The organism is Nocardia halotolerans (assembly GCF_042650145.1).
GTDB lineage: Bacteria > Actinomycetota > Actinomycetes > Mycobacteriales > Mycobacteriaceae > Nocardia > Nocardia halotolerans.
The window spans coordinates 716,933-734,584 of the sequence record NZ_JBHSDL010000014.1 but is presented as its reverse complement, the minus strand read 5'-3'; the positions used below and the strand labels follow the sequence as shown (position 1 = coordinate 734,584).

General features: G+C 68.5%; 14 protein-coding genes. 6 read left to right on the top strand and 8 right to left on the bottom strand.

The features are described 5' to 3' along the window. Positions 1-38: 38 nt before the first annotated feature. On the bottom strand, positions 39-233 hold the full coding sequence (locus ACFO5K_RS14000) for a hypothetical protein (RefSeq protein ID WP_378561526.1): 195 nt from the start codon (positions 231-233) through the stop codon (positions 39-41). 81 nt (positions 234-314) lie between these two features. On the opposite strand from ACFO5K_RS14000, the gene ACFO5K_RS13995 reads away from it, so the two are divergent. Beyond that, positions 315-1,553 carry a hypothetical protein gene (locus ACFO5K_RS13995; protein WP_378561523.1) on the top strand — a complete coding sequence of 413 codons (1,239 nt, stop codon included), beginning with the start codon at positions 315-317 and terminating at the stop codon, positions 1,551-1,553. Positions 1,554-1,687: 134 nt separating this feature from the next. Continuing rightward, positions 1,688-2,653 carry an alpha/beta hydrolase gene (locus ACFO5K_RS13990; protein WP_378561520.1) on the top strand — a complete coding sequence of 322 codons (966 nt, stop codon included), beginning with the start codon at positions 1,688-1,690 and terminating at the stop codon, positions 2,651-2,653. A gap of 62 nt (positions 2,654-2,715) precedes the next feature. Here the strand turns inward: ACFO5K_RS13990 and ACFO5K_RS13985 are convergent, their stop codons facing one another. Further along, positions 2,716-3,147, bottom strand: a complete 432-nt coding sequence (locus ACFO5K_RS13985; protein ID WP_378561517.1) for an Ig-like domain-containing protein — start codon at positions 3,145-3,147, stop codon at positions 2,716-2,718. A 185-nt stretch (positions 3,148-3,332) separates the two neighbouring features. On the opposite strand from ACFO5K_RS13985, the gene ACFO5K_RS13980 reads away from it, so the two are divergent. The 4 genes from ACFO5K_RS13980 to ACFO5K_RS13965 all read left to right on the top strand — a co-directional run bounded on the left by ACFO5K_RS13980 (position 3,333) and on the right by ACFO5K_RS13965 (position 8,436). Then, on the top strand, positions 3,333-3,554 hold the full coding sequence (locus ACFO5K_RS13980) for a hypothetical protein (RefSeq protein ID WP_378561514.1): 222 nt from the start codon (positions 3,333-3,335) through the stop codon (positions 3,552-3,554). Positions 3,555-3,688: 134 nt separating this feature from the next. After that, complete coding sequence (locus ACFO5K_RS13975) at positions 3,689-6,310, top strand: LuxR C-terminal-related transcriptional regulator (RefSeq protein WP_378561511.1); 2,622 nt, start codon at positions 3,689-3,691, stop codon at positions 6,308-6,310. Between the two features lie 108 nt (positions 6,311-6,418). Next, positions 6,419-8,056 carry a class I adenylate-forming enzyme family protein gene (locus ACFO5K_RS13970; RefSeq protein ID WP_378561508.1) on the top strand — a complete coding sequence of 546 codons (1,638 nt, stop codon included), beginning with the start codon at positions 6,419-6,421 and terminating at the stop codon, positions 8,054-8,056. A 47-nt stretch (positions 8,057-8,103) separates the two neighbouring features. Then, on the top strand, positions 8,104-8,436 hold the full coding sequence (locus ACFO5K_RS13965; protein WP_378561505.1) for a hypothetical protein: 333 nt from the start codon (positions 8,104-8,106) through the stop codon (positions 8,434-8,436). A 7-nt stretch (positions 8,437-8,443) separates the two neighbouring features. Here ACFO5K_RS13965 and ACFO5K_RS13960 read toward each other — a convergent pair whose 3' ends face one another. From ACFO5K_RS13960 to ACFO5K_RS13935, 6 genes are all read right to left on the bottom strand, one after another. After that, positions 8,444-9,091 carry a maleylpyruvate isomerase family mycothiol-dependent enzyme gene (locus ACFO5K_RS13960; protein ID WP_378561503.1) on the bottom strand — a complete coding sequence of 216 codons (648 nt, stop codon included), beginning with the start codon at positions 9,089-9,091 and terminating at the stop codon, positions 8,444-8,446. 99 nt (positions 9,092-9,190) lie between these two features. Further along, positions 9,191-10,354, bottom strand: a complete 1,164-nt coding sequence (locus ACFO5K_RS13955; protein ID WP_378561501.1) for an NADH:flavin oxidoreductase — start codon at positions 10,352-10,354, stop codon at positions 9,191-9,193. A gap of 80 nt (positions 10,355-10,434) precedes the next feature. Next, complete coding sequence (gene narI / locus ACFO5K_RS13950; RefSeq protein WP_378561499.1) at positions 10,435-11,190, bottom strand: respiratory nitrate reductase subunit gamma; 756 nt, start codon at positions 11,188-11,190, stop codon at positions 10,435-10,437. Then, entirely contained in the window at positions 11,187-11,867 is a 681-nt protein-coding gene (gene narJ, locus ACFO5K_RS13945; protein WP_378561497.1) for a nitrate reductase molybdenum cofactor assembly chaperone, read from the bottom strand. Before narJ ends, narI begins: the two co-directional genes overlap by 4 nt. Further along, on the bottom strand, positions 11,864-13,513 hold the full coding sequence (gene narH / locus ACFO5K_RS13940) for a nitrate reductase subunit beta (protein WP_378561494.1): 1,650 nt from the start codon (positions 13,511-13,513) through the stop codon (positions 11,864-11,866). Before narH ends, narJ begins: the two co-directional genes overlap by 4 nt. A 127-nt stretch (positions 13,514-13,640) precedes the next feature. Beyond that, a complete protein-coding gene (locus tag ACFO5K_RS13935) occupies positions 13,641-17,366 on the bottom strand; it encodes a nitrate reductase subunit alpha (RefSeq protein ID WP_378561491.1) in 3,726 nt (1,241 codons plus the stop codon). Positions 17,367-17,652: the final 286 nt, after the last annotated feature.

Sequence of the window (17,652 nt, the reverse complement as noted above, 5' to 3'; positions counted from 1 at the left end):
CCGTCCGGCAGTTTCCTGCCCGAGATGGTGGGGGTCGGTCATTCGATGCCATGCTGATCGGCCCGCTCTTCGCCGAGGGACCGGAGATCTTCGGGGGCATCACGGTAGGGGTGGACACGCTGACCAAAGCCGTCGAGCCTGTAGCCGAGATAGTCGGTAACGTGCTGAAAGCTGCGTTCGAAGTGCCTGTTGTGGTGAACATGGCCCGCGGCCTGGATGGGCTCGGGTGGCATCGGTGCAGGTCGTCGGCGTGGGGGAGGGGCGGTCGACGGGCGCGATAGGGTGGGGCCATTCCGGTGAAGGGGCACAGGTCGATGTCGGGTTCGTCCGAAGATCAGCAGTATTCGCAGCAGGACGGGGTCACGTCGTATCCCGACGGTCCGGCTCCGGACCAGGGGCGGGCGCCGTCCGCGTATCCGCAGGGTGCGCCCGAGATGGGTGCGCGGCCGGGCGGGCAGCAACCTCCGCAGGCACCGATGACGCCAGCGGACGCCCCGCCCGATCGGTATCCGACGCCGCAACAAGTCCCGGCCGCTTCCGATGCTCATCCGCTGCAGGCGCAGCCCTGGTCAGCGGGCGAACCACCGGCGGACTGGCAGGAAACACGCATACCGCAGCCGCCGACGGCCGCCGCCCCGGCTGGTTGGTATCCGCCGCAGTCCGAGCCCGGCGTCTACCCACCGCAGGCTCAGCCCGGCGCTGTGCCGCCGGGTGCCGGCGCGCCGACCGCGTATCCGCCGCAGGCTCAGCCCGGCGCTGTGCCGCCGGGTGCCGGCCCACCCACCGCGTATCCACCGCAGGCTCAGCCCGGCGCTGTGCCGCCGGGTGCCGGCCCACCCACCGCGTATCCGCCGCAGGCCCAGCCTGCCGCGGTCCCGCCGGGCGCCGGCCCACCCACCGCGTATCCACCGCAGGCCCAGCCTGCCGCCCACCCCGGTGGGTATCCGCCGCAGGCGGTTCCGGCGGGCGGGCAGCCCTTCCCCGGTTCACCGGGGGCCTATCCGCAGCCGGGGCCTTACGCGCCGATGCCCGGCGGTTCGGTAGCTCCGGCCGAGCCGCGCGAAGTTCCGCAGAATGTCCGGATGGCGTTCGTGGCGATGCTGGTGGGCGCGGTCGTCACCCTGCTGAGTGGTGCCTTCGTCTTCACGGCGATCGACGAGATCCGCACCGCCACACTGGATGCCTCCGACGGGGTGTTCCGTGGGTCCGAACTCGACATGATCGTGTACGCGAGTGTCGGCGGTGCCGTGATCGGTGCGCTGATCACCGCGGGGCTGTGGATCTGGATGGCCTTTGCCTGCCGGGCGGGCAAGAACTGGGCGCGGATCACCGCGACGGTGTTCTTCGGGATCAACACACTGATGACCGTGTTCGGGGCGTTCGGGGTGGCCGTCGACACCGCGACGCTCCCGGACTTCGCGTTCACAGCCGCGACTTTCGTCATCGGCCTCGCCGCGGTGATCCTGCTGTGGAACCGCCGGTCGGCGGCGTACTTCGCCCCGCCCGCGCCGGTGTATCCGCCCTACGGCTATCCGCCCAACGGGCCGTGGTGACGGTTGCCCGCCGGATGCGCGGGGCCGTGGCGGGCCCGGAATCGTTGAGCGGAAATTCCGGACGAACACGTACAACACGGACATGAACCGGGTAATGCCGGACATTAGCGGACCGATGCGGCACACTCGTGCGCATGCGCCGGCTCCTGTGCTGTCTGCTCGTCCTGTTCGGTTGCGGTGCGCTCGTCGCGCCCGCCGCCTCGGCCCAGTCGGGGATCCTCGAAGTCCGACCGCTCGGCGGTAGGCAACTCGAGGTCGTCGTCCACTCGGCGGCGATGAATCGCCCGATCACCCTGTGGATGTCGCATCCGGGTGCCGGTGCGCCCGCGTTGTACCTACTCAATGCCGTGGACGGCGGCGAGAGCGGCGGTCCGTGGATGCGCCGCACCGACGTGGTCGACTTCTTCGCCGACAAGCCGGTGAACGTGATCGTCCCGATCGGCGGCCGGGCCAGCATGTACACCGACTGGCAGCGCGACGACGCCGTGCTGGGTAGCAACAAGTGGACCACTTTCCTCACCGCCGAACTGCCTCCGCTGCTCAACGAACGTTTCGGCATGACCGGCGCCAACGGCGTGGCGGGCCTGTCGATGTCGGCCACTTCGGCACTGAACCTGGCCATCGCCGCCCCCGGCCTCTACCGCGCGGTCGGCGCGTTCAGCGGCTGCACCCAGACCGCCGACCCGCTGGCCCAGACCCTGGTTCGTTCCCAGTTGGCCGCGTTCGGCGCCGACGCCACCAATATGTGGGGCGGGCCCGGCGACCCGGCCTGGGCGGCCCACGACCCGGTCCTGCACGCGGAACGACTGCGCGGCACCGCCATCTACCTGTCCTCGGGCAACGGCGTTCCCGGCCCGCACGAGGCGCTCAACGATCCCAGCATCGCGGGCAACGTCGGCGTCCTGGTCGACCGGCTGCTGGTCGGCGGCACGATGGAAGCCGTCGTCGGCAGTTGTTCGCGTCCGCTGGCGGGCCGGTTGGCCCAGCTCGGTATCCCCGCCGACGTGCGCTACCGCCCCTCGGGCACCCACGCCTGGCCCTACTGGCAGGACGACGTCCACGACTCCTGGCCCATGTTCGCCGCCGCCCTCGGCGCCTGACCCGAACACCACGACGGCCGCCGCGGAAGCTTCCGCGGCGGCCGTTCTCGCACGGTCGTCGGTCAGCCGGCCGAGCCGGTGAGCAGGCCGCCCAGGTCGGCCGAGCCGCTGCCGGCGCCGCCGTCGGGCGGGGTGGTCGGCTTCTCGGCGACCTCGACGGTGACGGTCTTGGAACTGATGAGTTCCTGTACCGCTTTGATCTGGTGGGTTCCGGCGGTGGCCGGCGTCCAGGTGATGGTGGCCTTGCCGTTCGACACCGCGACGGGCTCGCCGATCTGGGTGCCGTTGTCGGTGAAGGTCACCTTGAACAGGAACGACGTGGCGGTCACATCGGCGGTGACGGTGTAGGGAGTGCCCACATAGTGGGTGGTGCCGCTGACCGCGATGCTCTGGACGAGCGCCGAGGCCTGCGGTGCCACGAGCACTGTCGCCGCGGCGACCGCGGTGAATGCGGTCAGCCCGAAACCGGCTCGGCGTGCCTGGTAGGTCTTCATCGTTGTTCTCCTGTTCGCGCTTACCACTGCTGTGGTCTGCGCGAGATTAGCCAGCGGATTCGCCCGTTGTCCCAGAAACTGAAAAAGAGGTGTTTAAAAGTATCGGGGCCGCGATGCGCTGGTCTCGGCCGAGTTCATCCAGAAGGTGTGAGGCATCGCGGTGGACCCCCGGTGACACTGGGATCATGTCCACGTCGGGTCCGATGCGCTATCAGTTCGTCATCGAAGGCGAACTGTCCGACCGCGTCCTCGCGGCCTTCCCCGAACTGGTCCGCAGTTCGCATTCGGCGACCGGTACCACCACCCTCTACGGCGCGGTCGCCGACAGTACGGCCATGCGCGGTGTCCTCGCCCGGATCGACACGCTCGGCCTCACCCTGCTCGGCCTGTCCCAGCTGCCGGACTGACCTGATCGCGTCGATCTGGTAACGAGCCGGCTGCGAGCGTCGCACGAGCAAACGCGCGCACGCGGGTTCGCCTACGGTCGATCTCGGCGGAACACTGTCGCCGCCTGCGTGAACAGCGAGTTCAGGAGGTCGTGATGGCGCCGTCGTCAGGTTCGCTGGACTTCCACAGTGAAAGCCCGGCGATAGCTGGGGGCGGGCACGGGGTGGACACCGGGATTCCGGAACTGTCCTTCGCCCCGGTGCCCTGCGCCCGGCTGTACTCCCGTTTCGACCGGGCCGCGGCCGGCGCCGGACACACGGTGCTGGTGTGCGGACCGGCGGGCAGCGGCAAGACGGTGGCACTGGTCGACTGGTTGCACAAGCGGCGGCGCAAAGACGCACCGCACATCGCGTGGCTCACCGTCACCGAACACCTGGCCGAGGACAACGCGCTGCTGTGCGCCATCGCCCGCGCCTTCGGCGCGGCACCGGATCTCGTCGGCGACACCGGTCTGCGCACCCCGATCGATCGCGCGACCGACCTGGTCGACCTGCTGGCCGAGGCCGATCCGGCGGTGCTGGTGATCGACGACGCGCACCTGCTCACCGATCCCTTGCAACTGGCCGGCCTCGAATACCTGCTGGCGCGCCTGCCTGCGCAGCTGACAGTGCTGGTGGCGGGCCGATTCGAACCGCCGCTGCGCTGGCACACCCTCGAGTTGGCCGGTCGGCTCGCCCGGGTGGGGGCCGGCGAGCTGGAGCTGTCGCCGCGACGGGTGGCCCAGTTGCTCGCCCAGCACGGCTGTCACCTCGCCACCGACGAACTCACCGTCGTGCACACTCTCACCCGCGGCTGGGCGGCCCTGGTGCGGATCGCCGCGATCTATCTGGACGCCCACGCCGATGACCGCGGCACCGCGCTGGCCGCGCTGGCCCGCCCCACCCACGCGGTCGCCGATTTCCTCGTCGCCGAGCTCATCGAGTCACTGTCGCCGCGCACCCTCGAATTCCTGCTGGCCACAGCGGTGCCCGCGCACTTCTGCCTGCCGATGGCGGCGGAGCTGGTCGGTGCGGACGCCCCACGCCTGCTCGACGAGCTGTTGCGCGCCAACTTCCCGCTGCACACCAGCGCGCACGGCGGCGAACTCTGGCACACCTATCACCCGATGCTGCGCGCGTATCTGCTGGCCGAGGCGGCGCACAGCAGACCCGAACGTCAACCCGCCCTGCACCGCCGGATCGCGAACTGGTTCACCGCCGAGGGGCTGCCGGGTCAGGCGCTCGAACACGTAGTGGCCGAGCCGGGTGCGCCCGCACTGGCACAGTTCTTGCGCGAGTGGGGCATTCGGATGGTGCTCGACGGCAGCGGTCATGCCCTGCTGGCGGCCATCGAGCACGTACCCGGCCTCACCGAGGACACCTTCGTGCGGTTGCTGCGCGCAGCGGTGGCGGTGGAGTCGGGCGAAATCGCCGCCGCCGAGGTCTATCTGGAGTCCGCGCACGTGGGGTCGTGGCCCACCTCGACGCTGGTGCCGACCGAATGGGTGACCGCACTCGACCACGCGGTCAGTGCGGGAGTCGCTGTGCTGGTGGGTGATTCGGCATCGTTGCCGTGGCCGTTGCCCGAGGTGACCGGTCAGCCCGATCTCGACTGCTACGCGGGAGTGCACTGTGGCAGTGCCGAGGTGTTCGGTGGGCGGGTCACCAGCGGGGCGGCGGCGCTGCGGCACGCCGTCGTGTACGCCGAGGAGGCCGGGCTCGGGCGGGTGGCGGTCCGGGCCAGAACGGCGCTGGCTGTGGCAGCCGGTATCGCGGGCCGGATCGGGGAGCTGCGTGCCCTCGCGGCGGAGTCGATCGATTGCGCCGACCGCTATGAACTCACCGATTCGACCGAGGCCGCGCTGGCCCGGGTGACCGCGGCCTACGGCGCCTTCCAGCAGGGGCTCGAGCTGGAACGGCCACTGCCCGAGCTACCCGGCGACACCGCCGACGAAACGATCATCCCGGCGCCGTTACGGCAGGCCCGCATCGTGCTCGGCCTGCTCACCGCCGAGGCGGCCACCGACCGTACTGCCGTGGCGGGCGCGCTGAGCAAACAGCTGCACCGGCTGCTCGACGAGTCCCCGGCGCTGCTCGGCACGGGTGCGCTGGTCACCGAAGTGCTGTGGCAGCTGTTGCGCAGGCAGGCGCGCACCGAGGCCCAGCACTTGGTGGAGCACGCCAGGCGAGTGCTCGGGGCCACGCCGGACATGGTGCTGGCCGAGGCGGGCCTGGCCGTCTACACCCACCGGCCGGCCATCGTGTCGACCCTGCTCACCCCGGTGCTCACCGCCACGCTGCCGAGCCGGTCACTGGTCACGGCGTGGCTGCTGATCGGGGTCGCGGCCGAGCTGCTCGATCGCCCGCGCAAGGTCGACGATGCCGTCGAACAGGCGCTGGCCCATGCCGACGACGAACAACTGGTCCGCCCGTTCCTGGACGTGCCGGGTGCGGCCGAGCTGCTCGACCGGCTGGGCGGTCGCTTCGGGCGCTTCGACGCCTTCGTCGACCACGTCCGCGCCCACCGCGGCACTGCCGCGGGCGCACCGCGGCTCACCGATACCGAACTGCTGGTGCTGCGTCAGCTGCCGTCCGGGCTGACCGCGACGAGCATCGCCGCCGACCTGGGTGTCTCGGTGAACACCGTCAAGACGCACCTGCGCGGGATCTATCAGAAGCTCGGGGTGAACGCGCGCGGTGCGGCGATCGCGCGGGCGCGCGAGCTCGGCCTGCTGTAGCCCGATTGCCCAGATCTGGTCGATCGTCCGGCGATCCTCGCTAGGGTGTGGTGCACCGCACGTCGGCCGGTGCTCCCGGCCGTCGCGAAGGCGCATGTGGAGGAACCGATGACCGATGCCGTTGATCCCCGGACGATGATGGCGCAGGTCGCCGCGGGTCTCACCGCGCCCGGGGCCCCGTTCGAGATGACCGTCGAACCGGTGCTCGGGGTGCCGATCCCGGTGCTCGCGAACCGCAGCCGCACACTGCGCGAACTACTCGAGCAGTCGCTGTCCTGGGGGCAGCGCGAATACCTGGTTTCCGAGGACCGGCGCCTCAGCTTCGCCGAACATGCCGTGGCGGCCGGCGCGCTGGCGACCGCGCTGGCCCGTGGATACGGCATCGGCAAGGGCGACCGGGTGGGTATCTTCGCCGCCAACGGGCCCGACTGGGTGATCACGTTCTGGGCGGCGCAGTGCCTCGGTGCCATCCCGGTCGGCTACAACGCCTGGTGGGCACCGCCGGAGATCGCCTACGGGCTGGGGCACACCACACCGAAGGTCGTCGTCGCCGACGCCAAACGAACCGCCGTGCTGGCCGAATCGGGCACCGACGTGCCGGTGCTGACAATGGAGCACGACCTGCCTGCCCTGATCGCCGAACACACCGGCGACATCCCGGCCACCCCGCTCGACGAAGACGATCCGGCCGCCATCGTCTACACCAGCGGCACCAGCGGCCGGCCCAAGGGTGTGGTGCATTCGCACCGGAACATGGTGGCCGTCAGCGATTATCACCGCTTCACCGATGCGATGTCGGCCGCTCTCACCGGGCAGGCACCGATCGCACGGCGCTATCTGGTCACCGCGCCGCTGTTCCACATCGCGAGCCTGCACAACCTGGCGATCCCGCGCCTGGTCACCGGCGCGACGGTGGTGTTCCCGGCCGGGGCTTTCGACGTGGGACGCGTCCTCGGGCTGGTCGAACGCGAGCGCATCACCAACTGGGCGGCGGTACCGACCATGGCGAGCCGGCTGCTCGACCACGACCTGTCGCGCTACGACCTGTCCTCGCTGGCGGCGCTGTCACTGAACTCGGCACCGTCGGCACCGGCCCTGCTCGACCGGCTGCGCGCCCATCTCGCCGGCGCGCAACTGTCGGTGACCACCAGTTACGGGCTCACCGAGAGCGGCACTGCCGCGACCGTGGCGACCCCGCTGGATCTGGCGGCCGACCCGGAATCGGTCGGTCGGCCCATCCTCGGTGTCGACGTGCAGATCCGTGACGTCGACGGCGCACCCGTGCCCGATGGGGTGGAGGGTGAGATCTGCATCCGCAGTCCGTACGTGATGCTCGGCTACTGGAACGACGAAGCGGCCACCGCCGCGGCTGTCGACGAGGGCCGCTGGTTGCGTTCCGGTGATTTCGGCACCGTCACCGACGGCCGGCTCACCGTGTCGGGCCGGCGCACCGACCTGATCCTGCGCGGCGGTGAGAACGTGTATCCGACCGAGATCGAGAACGTGCTGGTCGAACACCCGGCGGTGCACGAGTGCGCGGTGTTCGGGGTGGCCCATCCCGACCTGGGTCAGGAGGTGGCCGCCGTGGTGGTCGCCGACACGGGTGCGGTGACCGAGGCGGAGCTGCGCGCCTTCGCCGCCGCCCGACTGGCCTACTTCAAAGTTCCCGCCCGCTGGCGGATCACCGCCGACCCGCTGCCACGTAATGCCACGGGTAAAGTCACGCGACGCGGACTGGCGGTCTGAGGCGGCCTCGACGTCCGCACCCCCGTACCGTAGCGAGAGGACTCCACATGTCGGACGCGAAACGGATCACCTGGGGCAAGCCACGCCATCCCACCGATGCCGACCGCGAGGCGCTGCGCGAGGATCTGCTCGCCCGAGCGCGCGCCGTCCGCGACGACGGTTGGGCGGGTTACCGCACCGAATGGCCCGCCGGCCAGGTCGCGGTGGTCGCCTACGTGCTCGGCGATACCGAGGTCCTGGCCGAACTGGCGGAAACCGAAAGCACCGTGCTGAGCCGCTATGCCGCGGACCTGTTCGGCTTCACCAAGGGCCGCAAGGACAACGAAGCGGGTCTGGTCGCCACGCAGGCATGGTTCGACACGGTGCGCGCGGCGTTGTAGCGGCCTTTCAGTTCGCGTCGGCGGTGATGCGATCGCGCAGCCGTGCGACACCCGGCCCGGAGAGGTCGTCGCAGTAGTCGAGCCGGCCGGCCATCGCCATGGTCAGCGCGATCGTCGTCCCGCTGACCAGCGGCCCGGTGCCGTGGGTGAACGGCCCGTCGCTCGCAGCCAGGCACAGGCCGGCGGTGCGGGTGCGGCTGGGGACGGTGAAGTCACGGCCGGCGAAGAACTCGGCGACCGCGGTGGCTGCTTCGACCGTTGGAGCGGAATTCAGCCCGAGCGGGCGGCGGATGTCCTGGGCGTGGACGACGACCTCGCCGAGCCACGCGGCCGTGTGCCCCGATGCCGCGGTCGTGCTGGGAATGATCGCGGTGAACCGGGCGAGCGTCTCGGCCGGTGTCCTGCCGAGCTGGTCGGCCTTGCGCCGGTCGTTGTGTTCGTCGAAGTCGAACCGGGCGGCGAGGACACTGGTTGCCCAGCGCACCCGTCCGGTGCTCGCCGCGGCGGTGAGATGGGCCAGGACCTCTTCGATGGTCCAGGATCCGCACAGCGATGGTCGATGCCACTGTTCGTCGGTCAGGTCGGCGAGGTCGTCGGCCAGTGCGGCACGCTCGGCCTGCGCCATCGCCCACAGCGCGGTTCGGGAATCGGGCACGGGAACCTCCGGGCACCTGTCGATCGCCGGAACACGGTGGTGCCGAACCGACGTCCCGGAGTAGAGACGGCGCGGACCGTGCGAAGTGATCGGTGCGGCTCAGCTCGTGCGCAGCACGCAGTGGGTCTTGGTGTAGATGCTCGGTACGCATTCGTTGCAGTGGGTGCACAGTGAAGCGACGGTGGGTTCGGTCGACCAGCGCCGGATCAGGTCCGGTTCGCGCAGCAGGGCACGGCCCATCGCGACGAAGTCGAAGCCCTCGGCCCTGGCCTGTTCGGCGGTGGCCAGGTCGGTGATACCGCCCAGCGAGATCAACGGCAGCGTCAGTTCCGCGCGGAAGCGGCGCGCCTTGTCGAGCAGGTAGGCGGGGCGGTAGGGGTATTCGCGCAGGAACTGCTTGCCGACGAGCTGGAATCCCCACCGGACGGGAATCGGCAGGGCCCGCCCGAAACTCTTGCGTGGCGCGTCGCCGCGGAAGATCGCCATCGGATTGAGCAGGGAACTGCCCGCGGTGAGTTCGAGCGCGTCGATGGCGCCGTCGTCCTGTAACCACCGGGCCACCTGCAGGGATTCCTCGATCGAGAAGCCGCCTCGTACACCGTCTTCCATGGTGAGCTTGGCGGTGACGGCCATGGTGTCGCCCACCGCTTCGCGGACCGCGCGCACCACGTCCCTGGCCAGTCGTGCCCGGTTGCGCAACGCCCCGCCGTAATCGTCTTTGCGGCGGTTGAGCATCGGGCTCAGGAACGCGCTGGCCAGGTAGTTGTGCCCGAGATGTACCTCGACGGCGTCGAAGCCGGACTCGCGCGCCAGTCGTGCCGCCCGCGCGTGGTCGGCGACGACTTCGGCGAGGGCACGGGCGTCGGGGACCTTGGTGAACCGCATGCCGAGTGGATTGAACATCCGGCTCGGTGCCAGCGCCGGCGACCGGTTGGACTTCGCGTTCGCCACCGGTCCCGCATGCCCGAGCTGTGCACTCACCGCCGCGCCTTCGGCGTGCACGGCCGCGGTGAGCTCGCGCAGGCCCGGCACCGCTTCCTCGCGCATCCAGATCTGGTGGCGGTCGGTGCGTCCGCCCGGCGATACCGCGCAATACGCGACCGTGGTCATCCCGACGCCACCCGCGGCGACTTCCCGGTGGAACTGCACCAGTTCATCGGTCACCAGCGCCTGCGGTGTGCGCCCCTCGAACGTGGCCGCCTTGATCACCCGGTTGCGCAGGGTGAGTGGGCCGAGCCGGGCGGGTGCGAGGACGTCACTCATGCGCAAAAGTGAAACACGTTACAGTGCCGTGGGCAATGGGTGCCGCCCGCTCGATGGGACGATCCGGTCGACGATGTGGCCTACCAGCGCTCCGGGGTCACCGGTGAATCCCAAGCCTTGGCGAAGCGGGTCTTGTCCTTGGTGTCGACTTCCTTGCGGCGGTACACGATGTAGGGCCGGGTGAGGTAGCCGACGGGTGCGCTGAACATGTGGACCAGCCGGGTGTAGGGCCAGGCCGCCACCAGGACGAGCACCACCAGGCCGTGCAGCTGGAAGGTCCAGGGCACACCGACCATCAGTCCCGGTTCGGGGCTGATCGAGAACAGGCTGCGGAACCAGGGCGAGACCGTGTCACGGTAGTTGTAGGTGCCCCACAGCAGGTTGGAACCCCAGGTGTTGAGTAGGCCGGTGACCAGGGCCAGCGTCAGCAGGGTGTACATCATGACGTCGTTGCGGCTGGTGTTCTTGCGTACCGCCGGAATCACGATGCGGCGGTAACACAGGATCGCCACCCCGGCCACGACCATCAGTCCGGCGACCGAACCGGCACCGACCGCGAGCAGGTGGTAGGTGTGCTCGGAGATCCCCACCGCGGCGGTCCAGGACTGCGGGATCAGCAGACCCGCCACATGCCCGAAGAACACCCCGAGCATGCCGAAGTGGAACAGCGGACTGCCCAGTTGCAGCAGCTTGGACTCGTAGATCTGCGAGGAACGGGTGGTCCAACCGAACTGGTCGAAGCGGTAGCGCCAGACATGGCCGAGCACGAAGGAAGTGGCCGCGATGTAGGGCAGGATCAGCCAAAGGCCCTCGGGCAGCGGGATAGTAGCGTTCATCGGCGGCCTTCTGTCGCGTCGAAGAGGGCGGGGTCCATGGCGAAGGGTTCGAGGCCGACCTCTTCCTCGGGCGGGCCCTGGGCGGCGAGTTCGGCGATCCGCCTGCGATCGGCGGTGGTCACCGGAGGCAGAGTGGCGAGTACTGCCGCGAGGACCCCGCTGTAGGGGGAATTGTTGTCGCCCAGCGAGAGCCGCAGCAGTTCCATCACCGGCACGTGCTCGCCGAGCAGTCGTTCGCCGCCGATCGGGTCGATGGTGGCGGCGAATTCCAGCAGCACCGGCAGGTGGTCGGGCAGCTCCTCGTCGCCCAGTTCCACACCGGCTTGACGGTAGGCGTGCTTGAACCGCAGCAGCGCCATCCCGCGCTTGCGGGTGTCGCCGAAGGCGTAGAAGGTCAGATGCAGGCTGGCGCGGCGGCGCATGTCGAAGGTCTCGACGTAGCTCTGGGCCACCTCGATCGCCGAGGTGTCACGCAGGTAGGTGAGGGTCGCGGTGAAGTGCGCACGCACGTCTTCCGGCAATCGCGCTGCGGCCTCGGACAGTTGGCTGAGCATCGCCAGGGTCTGCTCGCCCGGGTAGTCCAGCAGCAAGGCGGCCAGCCGCCACACGACCCTGCGGTCGTGCTCGGACATCGCCGTAACCGGCTGGGGTCGTTTACGAATGGAAAGCAGACTCATGGCGTGACACCGCTCACGGGCGAGTCGGTGACGGCAGTGTTCTTGTCGCCGTCGCTGCCGTTCGTGGTCGGCACGAGTCCGCTGGTGCTGCGCCCGTCCCAGTTGAGCAAGTTGATCCGACCCGACTTCTCCTCCGGCGCCGCCTGATTGGTGTCGGACAGCGAGAACTTCTCCACGACCTGGTCGAAGGCGGTCATACCCGGCCCGCCGTCGGTGTCGAGGCTGCATCCGGTGGCCAGCGAATCCAGTTCGTGGGCTTTGGAAGTCGCACCCGAGGGGATCACATACCGGTGCTCGTACTTGGCGATAGCCAGCAACCGGTACATGGCCTCGATCTCTTCGGGCTCGAGCCCGATCGACGGCGCGATCCCGGGTTCGGGTTCCTCCCCGAGGTTCACCGAGCGCATGAATGCCCGCATCCCGGCCAACCGCTGCAACGAGGACCGCACCGGGCCCAGCTCACCGGCGGTGAACAATTCGGCCAGATACTGCACCGGGATGCGCAATGCGTCGATGGCGCCGAAAAGGTTTCGCGCGTCCTCGCCGTCGTGACCGGTTTCGGTGAGCACATCCACCACCGGCGACAGCGGCGGTACGTACCAGACCATCGGCATGGTGCGGTATTCCGGATGCAGCGGCAACGCCAGCTGGTAGTCGACGATCAGCTTGTACACCGGTGAATCCTGCGCGGCGGTAATCCATTCCGGTGAGATGCCGGCCTTCTCGGCTTCGGCGATCACCCGCGGGTCGTGCGGGTTGAGGAACACGCCGAGCTGGGAGGTGTACAGGTCTTGCGGGTCGGTGACCTGGGCCGCGTCGAGCACCGCGTCGGCGTCGTAGAGCATCACCCCGATGTAGCGCAGCCGTCCCACGCAGGTCTCCGAGCACACGGTCGGGATGCCGACCTCCACGCGCGGGTAGCAGAACGTGCACTTCTCGGCCTTGCCGGTCTTGTGGTTGAAGTAGATCTTCTTGTACGGGCAGCCGGTGATGCACTGCCGCCAGCCACGGCACTTGTCCTGGTCGACGAGCACGATGCCGTCTTCCTCGCGCTTGTAGATCGCCCCCGAGGGGCACGCTGCGGCACACGAGGGGTTCAGGCAGTGCTCGCAGATGCGCGGCAGGTAGAACATGAAGGTCTCTTCGAACTCCAGTTTCACCTTGTCCTCGAGCTTGCCGAGCAACGGGTCCTTGCCGACCTGCTCGGGGCCCGAGCCCAGGTCGTCGTCCCAGTTGGCGCCCCAGGTGACCTTGGTGTCCTCCCCGGTGATCAGCGACTTGGGCCGTGCCACGGGGGTGGTGTCCATGGGCGGCGACGACAGCAGATTGTCGTAGTCGTAGCTCCACGGCTCGTAGTAGTCGTCGACGGTGGGCAGATCGGGGTTGGCGAAGATGTTCATCAGCCGCTTGAACCGCGACCCGGATTTCAGGGTGAGCTTGCCGCGCTTGTTGAGCGTCCAGCCGCCCTTCCACTTCTCCTGGTCCTCGTACTGACGCGGATACCCTTGCCCCGGGCGGGTTTCCACATTGTTGAACCACACGTATTCGGTGCCACCACGATTGGTCCAGGCCTGCTTGCAGGTGACCGAGCAGGTGTGGCAGCCGATGCACTTGTCGAGGTTCATGACCATGGCAAGTTGAGCCATTACGCGCATGGTTGGTACTCCACTTCTTGTGACCGGCCATTGGATTCAGCGTGGTGACCTCGTCGCACGTCAGTACTCCACTTCTTGTGACCGGCCATTGGATTCAGCGTGGTGACCTCGTCGCACGTCAGTACTCCACTTCTTGTGACCGGCGGCGGATCGTGGTGACCTCGTCACGCTGATTTCCGGTGGGGCCGTGGTAGTTCAGGGCGAACGACTGCTGGGCGTAGCCGCCGATCAGATGGGAGGGCTTGATCAGCACGCGGGTGAGCGCGTTGTGGATACCGCCGCGTTTGCCCTTGGCTTCCGCGGTGGTGTCCTCGGCGCCTTCGATGCGCGGCACGTCGACCGCACGGTCCTGGGCGTGGTACATGAAGACCGTGCCCTCGGGCATGCGGTGCGAGACGATCGCGCGGGCGACAACCACACCGTTGCGGTTGATCGCCTCGATCCAGTCGTTGTCGGCCACGCCGATCTTTTTCGCGTCGCGGTCCGACATCCAGATCGTCTGACCGCCGCGCGAGAGCGTCAGCATGTGCAGGTTGTCCTGGTAGGCGGAGTGGATCGACCATTTGGAGTGCGGGGTCAGGTAGCGCACCGTCAGACCGTTGCCGCTGACATTGCCGATACCGGGCTCGGCGAACAACGCCGACATGTCCAGTGGTGGCCGGAAGATCGGCAGTTGCTCACCGAGTTCGATCATCCAGTCGTGGTCGAGATAGAAGTGCTGACGACCGGTGAGGGTGTGCCACGGCTTGAGCCGCTCTACGTTGATGGTGAACGGCGAGTACCGGCGTCCGCCGCTCTCGCTGCCGGACCATTCCGGTGAGGTGATCACCGGCACGGGCCGCGCCTGGGTGTCGGCGAAGGTGATCCGTTTGCCCTCGGCCTCTGCGGCGAGGTCGGCCAGTTCGGTGCCGGTGCGCCGTTCCAGTGCCTCGAAGCCCTCGACCGCGAGGCGGCCGTTGGTGGTGCCCGACAGCGACAGGATGGCCTCGGCGGCGTGGGTGTCCTTGGCCAGCGACGGCCGCCCGGCGGCGACGCCGGACACGATGGTGCCGTTCTGCCCGGCCAAATATTCGACTTCGGCGTCGGGGTAGGTGGTGATGCCCTTGGTGGTCACGCCCAAGGTGTCGACCAGCGGACCGAGCGCGGCCAGCTTCTCCGCGATCTTGGCGTAGTCGCGTTCGATCTCCACGATCTTGGGCATGGTCTTGCCCGGAATCGGTTCGCACTCACCGGCTTTCCAGTCCAGCACGGTGCCGCCGGCTTGGGCGAGCGCGTCGGGGGAGTCGTGCTGCAACGGCACCGCGACGATGTCCTTGCGGGTGCCCAGATGCTTTTCGGCCAGCCAGGAGAACCCGCGCGCGATCCGGTGGAACGCCTCGAAGTCGGTCTTGGCCTCCCACGGCGGGGAGATGGCGGGGGAGAACGCGTGCACGAAGGGGTGCATGTCGGTGGAGGACAGGTCGTGCTTCTCGTACCAGGTGGCGGCCGGCAGCACGATGTCGGCGAACAGGGTGGTGCTGGTCATCCGGAAATCGAGGGCGAGCAGCAGATCGAGCTTGCCCTCGGCACCTTCGTCGCGCCATTCCAGTTCCTGCGGGCGCACCCCGGTGGCGTCGCTGGTCTGCAGGTTCGATCCGCAGCCGAGCAGGTGCTTCTGGAAGTATTCGTTGCCCTTGCCCGAGGAGCCGAGCAGGTTCGCGCGCCACACGGTGAGCACGCGGGGGAAGTTCTCCGGTGCGTCGGGGTCTTCGCAGGCGAAACGCAGATCACCGGACTTCAGGCCGTCGACGACGTGCTCGGCCGGGGTCTTTCCGGCGGCGGCCGCCTCGTCGGCGAGGTCGAGGGGGTTGCGGTTGAACGTCGGATAGCTCGGCATCCAGCCGAGGCGACTCGCCAGGGCGATGTTGTCGGCGGCGGTGCGACCGGCGAACTTGCCCTTGCCCAGCGGTGAGGCGAACGAGTCCGAGGTGAACGGGTCGTAGCGCCACTGGTCATTGGTGAGATACCAGAACACGGTGCCCTGCATCTGCCGCGGCGGCCGCTGCCAGTCGGTCGCCGAAGCCAGCGTGGCCCAGCCGGTGACCGGGCGGCACTTCTCCTGGCCCACGTAATGCGCCCAGCCGCCACCGTTCTTGCCCTGGCAGCCGGTGAGCAGCGTCAGGGTGAAGAAGGCACGGTAGATCTGATCGGAATGGAACCAGTGGTTGGTGCCCGCGCCCATCAGGATCATCGAGCGACCACCGGAACGTCGCGCGTTGTCGGCGAATTCGCGGCCGATGCGCGCGGCCTGCACGGCGGGCACACCGGTGATGCGTTCCTGCCAGGCCGGGGTGTACGGGGAGTCGGCGTCGTCGTAGCCCTGGGCCCATTCGCCCGGCAGCCCGTCGCGGCCGAGACCGTACTGGGCCAGCAGCAGGTCGAAGACCGTCGTGACACGTTTACCCGCAACAGTTTTCGTCGGTACGCCACGCTGGATCGACCCGGCGACATCGGTGTCGAAGCGCGGCAGCGCGATGGTGGCCGGTGCCTCGTCGGAGTGGCCGAGCAGACTCAGCAGCGGGTTCACGCCCTCGAGATCGAGATTCCACTTACCCGCGTCGCCCTCGTTGAACCGATGCCCCAGTGACCCGTTGGGCACCACCGGATTCGCGTCCTGATCGAGCAGAACCGGCTTGTGCTCGGCGCCCTCGCCGGTGTGGCCGAGGTCGGCCGCGGTGAGGAATTTGCCGGGCAGCGCGGGCTTTTCGCCGTCGGTGCCCGGGTCCGCGCTCTCGTCGAGGCAGATCAGATACGGCAGGTCGGTGAAGGACTTGATGTAGTCGGTGAACATCGGAGTCTGCTTCTCCAGGAAGAACTCCTTGAGAATCACGTGCCCCATCGACATCGCCAGTGCCGCGTCGGTACCGGGTCGTGCGGCCACCCACTCGTCGGCGAACTTGGTGTTGTCGGCGTAGTCGGGGGAGACCACCACCACCTTCTGGCCGCGGTAGCGGGCCTCGGTCATGTAGTGCGCGTCGGGAGTCCGCGTCACCGGGACGTTGGAGCCCCACATGATCAGGTAGCCCGCGTCGAACCAGTCGGCCGACTCCGGCACATCGGTCTGGTCACCGAACACCTGCGGTGAGGCCACCGGCAGATCGGCGTACCAGTCGTAGAAGGAGAGCATGTAGCCGCCGATCAGCGACACGAATCGCGCGCCGGTGGCATGGCTGACCATCGACATCGCCGGGATGGGCGAGAAGCCGGCCACCCGGTCGGGGCCGTACCGCTTGATGGTGTGCACGTGGGCGGCGGCGGCGATCTCGGCGGCTTCCCACCACTCGGCGCGCACGAACCCGCCCTTGCCGCGGGCGTGCTTGTAGGTCTTGGCCTTGACCGGGTCCTCGACGATGGACTCCCAGGCCAGCACCGGATCCTTCAGCTCGGCCTTGGCCGTGCGGTACAGCTCGAGCAGGGCGCCGCGCACGTATGGATAGCGCACCCGGGCCGGGGAATAGGTGTACCAGGAGAACGAGGCGCCACGCGGGCAGCCGCGCGGTTCGTACTCCGGCTTGTCCGAACCCACCGACGGGTAGTCGGTCTGCTGGGACTCCCAGGTGATCACGCCGTCCTTGACGTAGATCTTCCACGAGCACGAACCGGTGCAGTTCACGCCGTGGGTGGAACGCACCACCTTGTCGTGCGACCAGCGGTCCCGGTAGAACGCGTCGGCATCGCGGCCGCCGACCTTGTACACCGACCGGTTGTCCGGCGACACCTCACCGCGCTGGAAGTATTTTCCGAGGTTCAGCAGGGTGTCACCGATATCGGTGGGCGACGGACCATGAGTGCGCGAATTAACCACGACGCCCCCTTCGAGCTTGTGAAATCGGGCTGTTGAGGGCAACTGTAAAGAGGGGGACCGGCCGGTCAAAACGAACTTCTCACACCCATGATCGAGGTGCGGTGAGCTGTGAGGCGGGCGAAATGTGGTGGTCACCGAGGCGCCGGGTGGCCCGGCCGCCGATGACGGTGCGACCAGCGTGAACGGGGTGCGAACAGGGCTGATGCGATGGTGCGGCGGCCCGGCGCCGGGCAGGCGGTGATGCTTCGGAAACGGCTGGTTCTCGGACGGTTTACATTTGTTTACA

Bases quoted from the DNA above. Each gene is read 5' to 3' on its own strand.
- narJ (WP_378561497.1), bottom strand. From the start codon at position 11,867: ATGAGTCTGCTTTCCATTCGTAAACGACCCCAGCCGGTTACGGCGATG.
- ACFO5K_RS13980 (WP_378561514.1), top strand. From the start codon at position 3,333: ATGTCCACGTCGGGTCCGATGCGCTATCAGTTCGTCATCGAAGGCGAA.
- ACFO5K_RS13990 (WP_378561520.1), top strand. From the start codon at position 1,688: ATGCGCCGGCTCCTGTGCTGTCTGCTCGTCCTGTTCGGTTGCGGTGCG.
- ACFO5K_RS13995 (WP_378561523.1), top strand. From the start codon at position 315: ATGTCGGGTTCGTCCGAAGATCAGCAGTATTCGCAGCAGGACGGGGTC.
- narH (WP_378561494.1), bottom strand. From the start codon at position 13,513: ATGGCTCAACTTGCCATGGTCATGAACCTCGACAAGTGCATCGGCTGC.
- ACFO5K_RS14000 (WP_378561526.1), bottom strand. From the start codon at position 233: ATGCCACCCGAGCCCATCCAGGCCGCGGGCCATGTTCACCACAACAGG.
- ACFO5K_RS13955 (WP_378561501.1), bottom strand. From the start codon at position 10,354: ATGAGTGACGTCCTCGCACCCGCCCGGCTCGGCCCACTCACCCTGCGC.
- ACFO5K_RS13965 (WP_378561505.1), top strand. From the start codon at position 8,104: ATGTCGGACGCGAAACGGATCACCTGGGGCAAGCCACGCCATCCCACC.
- ACFO5K_RS13970 (WP_378561508.1), top strand. From the start codon at position 6,419: ATGACCGATGCCGTTGATCCCCGGACGATGATGGCGCAGGTCGCCGCG.
- ACFO5K_RS13985 (WP_378561517.1), bottom strand. From the start codon at position 3,147: ATGAAGACCTACCAGGCACGCCGAGCCGGTTTCGGGCTGACCGCATTC.
- ACFO5K_RS13975 (WP_378561511.1), top strand. From the start codon at position 3,689: ATGGCGCCGTCGTCAGGTTCGCTGGACTTCCACAGTGAAAGCCCGGCG.
- narI (WP_378561499.1), bottom strand. From the start codon at position 11,190: ATGAACGCTACTATCCCGCTGCCCGAGGGCCTTTGGCTGATCCTGCCC.